9 protein-coding genes are annotated in these 5,572 nt (G+C 65.9%); all 9 read right to left on the minus strand.

The window, feature by feature from the left end:
* Positions 1-166 precede the first annotated feature (166 nt).
* Positions 167-373, minus strand: coding sequence for a hypothetical protein (locus tag HIJ39_RS21105; protein WP_169103015.1), 207 nt, complete (start codon positions 371-373; stop codon positions 167-169).
* The gene (locus HIJ39_RS21110; protein WP_169103016.1) at positions 370-558 is read right to left on the minus strand and encodes a hypothetical protein; all 189 of its coding nucleotides are present in this window, start codon (positions 556-558) and stop codon (positions 370-372) included. Before HIJ39_RS21110 ends, HIJ39_RS21105 begins: the two co-directional genes overlap by 4 nt.
* Positions 555-1,361, minus strand: a complete 807-nt coding sequence (locus HIJ39_RS21115) for a winged helix-turn-helix domain-containing protein (RefSeq protein WP_169103017.1) — start codon at positions 1,359-1,361, stop codon at positions 555-557. Before HIJ39_RS21115 ends, HIJ39_RS21110 begins: the two co-directional genes overlap by 4 nt.
* Before the next feature lie 24 nt (positions 1,362-1,385).
* Positions 1,386-1,766 (minus strand): hypothetical protein, encoded by a 381-nt coding sequence (locus HIJ39_RS21120; protein WP_169103018.1) that lies wholly within the window; start codon positions 1,764-1,766, stop codon positions 1,386-1,388.
* A gap of 175 nt (positions 1,767-1,941) precedes the next feature.
* On the minus strand, positions 1,942-2,535 hold the full coding sequence (locus HIJ39_RS21125; protein ID WP_169103019.1) for a sigma-70 family RNA polymerase sigma factor: 594 nt from the start codon (positions 2,533-2,535) through the stop codon (positions 1,942-1,944).
* Positions 2,536-2,552: 17 nt separating this feature from the next.
* Positions 2,553-3,446, minus strand: coding sequence for a GH25 family lysozyme (locus tag HIJ39_RS21130; RefSeq protein ID WP_169103020.1), 894 nt, complete (start codon positions 3,444-3,446; stop codon positions 2,553-2,555).
* A complete protein-coding gene (locus tag HIJ39_RS21135) occupies positions 3,443-3,775 on the minus strand; it encodes a hypothetical protein (RefSeq protein WP_169103021.1) in 333 nt (110 codons plus the stop codon). Before HIJ39_RS21135 ends, HIJ39_RS21130 begins: the two co-directional genes overlap by 4 nt.
* Complete coding sequence (locus HIJ39_RS21140; protein WP_169103022.1) at positions 3,768-5,003, minus strand: DnaB-like helicase C-terminal domain-containing protein; 1,236 nt, start codon at positions 5,001-5,003, stop codon at positions 3,768-3,770. The genes HIJ39_RS21135 and HIJ39_RS21140 overlap by 8 nt, the downstream gene beginning before the upstream one ends.
* Positions 5,004-5,041: 38 nt before the next feature.
* A complete protein-coding gene (locus HIJ39_RS21145; protein WP_169103023.1) occupies positions 5,042-5,479 on the minus strand; it encodes a hypothetical protein in 438 nt (145 codons plus the stop codon).
* Between the last annotated feature and the right edge of the window lie 93 nt (positions 5,480-5,572).

Consider the following 5,572-nt stretch of genomic DNA (forward strand, 5'->3'; position numbering starts at 1 on the left):
CGAGACCGTCATCGTGCCATTCGATAGTTAAGCGATCCTCGCTCATACCGTTGCTCCTTCCACCACCCGAATGCTCACCGCCGCCACCCCCGCCGAATCCACACCAGCGTGCCCACCCCACCCCAGAAGAGGCCCCAGCTCAGGACGTGGATGAGCGTGTTCATTCCTACTCCTTTCTGCGCCCCGCGGCCCGGTCCTGGAACCACAGGTAGGTGCCAGCCGCCAGCGCCACCGGCATCGCGAGGATCCACAGGCCCGGGTCGATTCCGGGGCCCGCGCATTCACGCTCGGACAGCCAGTGCATCCCGCGGTCCAGCCAGATGGCCAACACCCCAATCACCCCGTACACCAGCATCGCGTGGAGGTACCTCATCCGGTCCGCTGGCCTTTCTTCGTCAGGGCCGACGTCAGTGCAATCCAGCAGCCGTCGCAGAGGTCCTGATAGAGGTCGGTCACCGGGCCGCGGTCCTCGTTCAGCTTGGACCGGATGGTCACCTCATGCCGCATGGCACCCTGGGGGATTTCCGCCTCGCAGTAATCGCAATATCGCCGAATCATGGCTGGGACTCCGTTCGGGTGGCGGCCGGTGCCTCAAGAAGCAGTTGGATGGCTGCCTTCAGGCGGGGCCAGTTGTCGGGCTCGAGCGCCATCTCCAGCAGACGATTGCTCAGGCCCCCCATCACTTCGTTCCCGCGCACGTACGCCTGGAGAATGGTCTCGAGACTAGCGATGTGGCCCCACTGGGCGGCAATGGTCTCGGCCCGGGCGGCATCGAGGGTGCGAAGCTGGTCGATGATCTGTTCCTTCCGCAGTAAGGCCTCTTCAAGCTCGAACATCCGTTCCCGGTGGCGATGCTCCTCCCACCTCTGACGGGCCTGCGCCGCTTCGAACTCCCGAATCCAGTCCGTCTTCGGACGGTCGGAGGTCGAGTCGGAATGGTCCTCGGCCTCTGATGGTCCCTGATCCGGTGTCTGGGGGTCCTCCGGCTGGGAAGGGGTCTCGGCCTTGCGTCGCCCGAGGTGATACGACACCGTCTGGGACTTGATGCCTAACCGTTTAGCGATTTCGCTGGCTCTGAGGCCCTCGTCCGCCAGCGCGTACACCCGGTCGCGGGTCCGGGCAGCCGAATCCGGGCTCCCATGCCTTCCGGGCAAATGCGTGAACGGTTCAGGGTTCAGTGGCCCCACGTTCTCCCTGGTTTTTTCCACTGGGTTATCCACCACGTTGTGCTCCTTTCGCGTCTCGGGCCAATACCGCGCCCGTTCTTCGGCTGTCATCGGACGGGTGATGATGACGCCCGGCCGTGCATCCGAGGGGGCGAAGCGGATCGGTCCGTCCCGATGCTTGCGCTGATACACCATGACCCGTCCCTCCTGCGGTCCCCTTCACGTCACATCGCGGCCGACCACCACTTTGGCCGCCCAGTCGATGCCATTCATCCAGCGCCAGGCGCCGTGGCCCATCGCATCCAACAGCGCCGTGACATCCACCGCCACCTGCTCCCGATGGGCCACCCGATACACCGCCGAGAGAATCTGAGCGATGCGTTGCTGTTCGGGGCCCATCGGCGTCCGTGATTTCCGAACCAACACCGTCACCGGGGCAAGCCGGCGAGGCGGTTCTCGGCGGGGCCGGACGGTCCCGTACAGCTGCTTCCACTTGGCACGCACACCGTCGCGGCCGTGGTGAGGCAGCTGGTCTGCTGCCTCATGCCATGTCCGGGCCCGACTAAGAATTCGGAGGTCCTCAAGGGTCCAACGTGCCATCACGCACTCGCTCCTTTCCATCGGTCCCAGCGGAGCACGATGTTGTGCCCGCACTGGTGACAGCTCATCGCAATCAAGATGTCCCCCGGGGCCAACCGGGGCCGCTGACTCTCGAACCCGCACGCGGGGCACCGCACCGTGGCCTTGCCGGCATTGCCAGCGGAGCGCCGGACCATTAGACCGGCACCCCCACCGGCCGCGGTTCCCAGTCCCGGGCCGGGTCGCCCCAGTGCGTCCGGAACAGCCGCCGGGCATTCGCCAGGTGCCGCTGCACCGTGGGTTGCGTCAGCTGCACCCGGGCGGCGAGGGCCTCTTGCCCCGCCTCCGGGTCGGCCAGCTTGGCCTGCCACACGCGATACTGGGCCGGGGAGAGGAGGCGGCGGGCCGCAGCATCCCAGTCCATCGCCCGCCATTCCGCCAGTCCGAAGCGCTCCGCGTTCAACGGGTCCGGCAGCGTCTCGCCCAAGGTCCGGTCTTCCCCCTCTGGCGTCTCCCATGACACCGTGGGGACCCCATGCCGGCGGCAGTGCCGCGAGGCCATGCGCATCGCGTTGGCAATGCAGGGGGTGGCGTAGGAGCTGAACGCCGCTCGTCCGGGTTCCCAAGAGCGCCACGCGAGCAAGAGCCCGATGTAGCCCTCTTGCAGGTAGTCCTCCGGCGCTAAGTCCGGATGGAGGTGGGGGGCGATGCGGTGGTACACCCACGGCACCAGTCGGGCATGCTGCCGGATGGCCTCATCCTCGTTCCATCGGTCGTGTTGTGGGGTCATCGTCTCCACCTCCGGCATTAGGCTTGGGTCTTCAACAGGGCCGCGGCCTGGGACAACTCCTGCTGGGCCCGGGTCACATGCGTAAGGGCTGTGTCTGCGGGTGTCGGGGCCGGCGCTGTCACCGGATCCGACGTTCGGGTGATGGGGGGCGCCGTGGTCGGGCCGCTCGAGGGCACCAGCGGCGCCGTCCACCCGAAGTCGGCGAGCATCACCTCGGGGGCGCCGGTGTAGACATCCACGTCCACCACGTTCCCGGTGATGCCCGGCCACGTCAGCTGCCCGAACTGCCAGAACTTGGTCTGGCTGGCGAGCTCCCATGCCCAGTGGGGAATGTTGCCCGGGACCAGTTCTTGGGGCTTCGTCGGAACCGGATGCGCCGCCCACAGCCGTTGGTCCGCCTTCAGCGACCATCCGTACGTGGTCCACCACGACTGGTAGCTATACACGGCGGTCGCTTGATGGGGATTCTTGATCGCGGCCGTCGTGCCAGCGCAGAACTGCGCACCCCACGCCTGGCAATAGGCGACGGGCGCCTTGTTCGGGTTAATCTCCCAGTCCAAGGCCACGCCCATTTGGTGCCCTTGCACCCCCCCGACCTGGCTGAACCAGGCGAATAGCCGCGCCGCTGCGGCCTGGGCATCCGCGATGGGATCCCGCGGGTTGTCTTCCCCCGGGATGGCGGCATAATAGGCGCCGACCCGGAGGCCTTGGGCCTGGGCCTCATGCCAGTTCCGTTCGAACTGCGGGTCTAACTGGGTCCCTTGGCCAATACGAATCCACGCAAAGCTCAACGGGCTCACGACGCCGCTCGCTATCTGGGTCACAATCCAGGCTGGCGGGGTCTTCACGACCGTCGGCCAGTCGATGACATTTTGGAATTTGCTCACATCGATCCCTAATGTCCACGTCATATCCAATCGCTCCTCTCGCGTTCTCTCCACCGACGCTTGGGCCGCGGCTGCCCCGGTTTCCCGGGCCCGACCACTTGCCACCAGCCGCTGTCGGTTTTCCATAAGGGGAGAGCCTGTCCCAGTCGGGCGGCCTCCCAGAGGCGGTTCCACGTTACTCGGTCGCCGAATCCGTGATCCCGTACCTCAATCAGGGCCCATCGGCCATACCGCACGGCCACCAGCGAGGCCGCCCCGCCCGGCACACTGTCCCAGACACGCCACCCATGGTCGCGCAGCCATTGCATGGCCCGGGCTTCGAGCCGCAGCTGGTGTCGCTGGGCGTCAGTCATCCTGCACCACCGGGACGGTCGCCGAGGGGGACCCGTCCCACAGGAGGTTGGTGGTCTTTTTCCACCGGAGACTCAGCTGGATGTTGGCCTCGCCATCCCGGTTCTTGGCGAGCACGACGGTGATGTCGGTGTCAGTATGGGGGGCCAGCATCCAGACGACATCGGCGTTGGCTTCCCAGTCGCCCGAGTCCCGCAGGTCTTTCAGCCGCGGGATGCCGTCGTCGCGCTCATCCGCCGCCCGCTTCAGCTGCACCAGACTGATGACCGGGACTTGCGCTTCGCCGGCGACGCGTTTGAGGGCCTCCGCCAACCGGCCAACCATCTGGGTCTTGTTCTCGCCCCGGTATTGCGGCGTCAGGCGGATGAGCCCCGCGTAGTCGATGACCACGACGCGCACGCCATGCTGCCGGGCGGCTCGGCGAATCACGGACAGACATTCGTCCTGGGTAATCGAGTCCGCCCACACCTGAATCGGCCATTCGGCCACATACCCCATGGCATGCGTGATGTCCGAGAGCTCCTGGTCGCTGGGCTTGCCGCGAGCGATGGTCAGCGAGTTGACGCCGCTCTCCATGGCGAGCCAGCGGGCCATCAGACGCTCCGCCGACATCTCGAAGCTCAAATACAGCACGGGGATGCGCTGGCGGACCCACAACCGCGTGAGATTCTGGCCGACCAAGGTTTTGCCGATGCCCGGGCGGGCGGCCACGAGGATGAGTTGGCCGGGCTCCATGCCCAAGGTCAGGGCGTCCCAACTCGGCCACCCGTAGCCAATCACCTTGTCGCGCTGACCGTTCACCCGCCGTTCGATGTCGGCGAAGAGCGCCAACGCGGCCTCATGGGCGGTGATGAGGCGGCCTTCCTGTTGGCCGGCGAGGCGGTGATCCAACGCGGTCGCCAGCTGCTGCATCACGTCCCGGGGATCGGGATTGTTCTGCAGCGCCTTCAGGGTGCGCTGGTATTGATCGGCAATCCAGTCCGTGTCGACGTAGGCCCGGAGACCGCGCACGGCGTCTTGCACCCGGGGGAACATCGCCAGAATCTCCGGCGCATCCGCGGCGACCGGAAAGGTGTCGGGGTTCACCATGAGGTCCGCGAAGTCCAGGGCCCGTCCGGACGCCCGGGCCTTCGCCATCAGCTGCCAGGCCGTGCGGGCCGCCGGCCAGCGGAACCAGTCGTCGGTGACATCGGGCGGGAACTCTTGGTCTCGGGCGGCACACAGGCACACGGCCGCCTCGAGCAGTTCCCGGTTGTCTTGCAGCTCAATCAATGGGCGAGACCTCCTTCGCGTTGCAGCTCCTCGAGGGTCTTGGGGGCCGTGGCCGCGGGCTTAGGGGTAGCCCCCACCGGGGCCGGAGCGCCCGGGGTGCCGAGGAAATGCGCCATAGTATGCTTGCCGCTGCCGAACCAGTCCCGAAGCGTGGAAAGCGCATAAGCAAAGGGCTTGTCGCGCTCGAGACTGATGGTGAGTCCGCGGTCGATCACCGCCCATTCCATGCCGTGTTGGTGCCATTTCACGAGGTCATCGGTCTCGGTTAGCAAGATGCGTCGGTGGTTTTCCCGGGCATCCAAGCGCGAAAGGAGCTCCGCTGTGGGGGGAGGTATCGCCTGCCCCCAGTCACGCGCACGCGCTTCTTTCTCTCTCTCTTTCTGATAGATGATAGATGACAGATGTATAGCATCGTCTCCGGATGGCGTTTGCATCCCTGGTTGCTCTCCGTTTGCATCTCCATTTGGAGGTGCATCTGCATCTGCATCTGCATATGCGCCTGCAGGTCCATTTGCATATGCATTTGC

Origin of the sequence: Sulfobacillus harzensis (assembly GCF_012933365.1) — a bacterium.
Classification (GTDB): Bacteria; Bacillota; Sulfobacillia; order Sulfobacillales; family Sulfobacillaceae; genus Sulfobacillus_B; species Sulfobacillus_B harzensis.

Bases quoted from the DNA above. Each gene is read 5' to 3' on its own strand.
- HIJ39_RS21120 (WP_169103018.1), bottom strand. From the start codon at position 1,766: ATGGCACGTTGGACCCTTGAGGACCTCCGAATTCTTAGTCGGGCCCGG.
- HIJ39_RS21135 (WP_169103021.1), bottom strand. From the start codon at position 3,775: ATGACTGACGCCCAGCGACACCAGCTGCGGCTCGAAGCCCGGGCCATG.
- HIJ39_RS21145 (WP_169103023.1), bottom strand. From the start codon at position 5,479: ATGCAAACGCCATCCGGAGACGATGCTATACATCTGTCATCTATCATC.
- HIJ39_RS21110 (WP_169103016.1), bottom strand. From the start codon at position 558: ATGATTCGGCGATATTGCGATTACTGCGAGGCGGAAATCCCCCAGGGT.
- HIJ39_RS21125 (WP_169103019.1), bottom strand. From the start codon at position 2,535: ATGACCCCACAACACGACCGATGGAACGAGGATGAGGCCATCCGGCAG.
- HIJ39_RS21105 (WP_169103015.1), bottom strand. From the start codon at position 373: ATGAGGTACCTCCACGCGATGCTGGTGTACGGGGTGATTGGGGTGTTG.
- HIJ39_RS21130 (WP_169103020.1), bottom strand. From the start codon at position 3,446: ATGACGTGGACATTAGGGATCGATGTGAGCAAATTCCAAAATGTCATC.
- HIJ39_RS21115 (WP_169103017.1), bottom strand. From the start codon at position 1,361: ATGGTGTATCAGCGCAAGCATCGGGACGGACCGATCCGCTTCGCCCCC.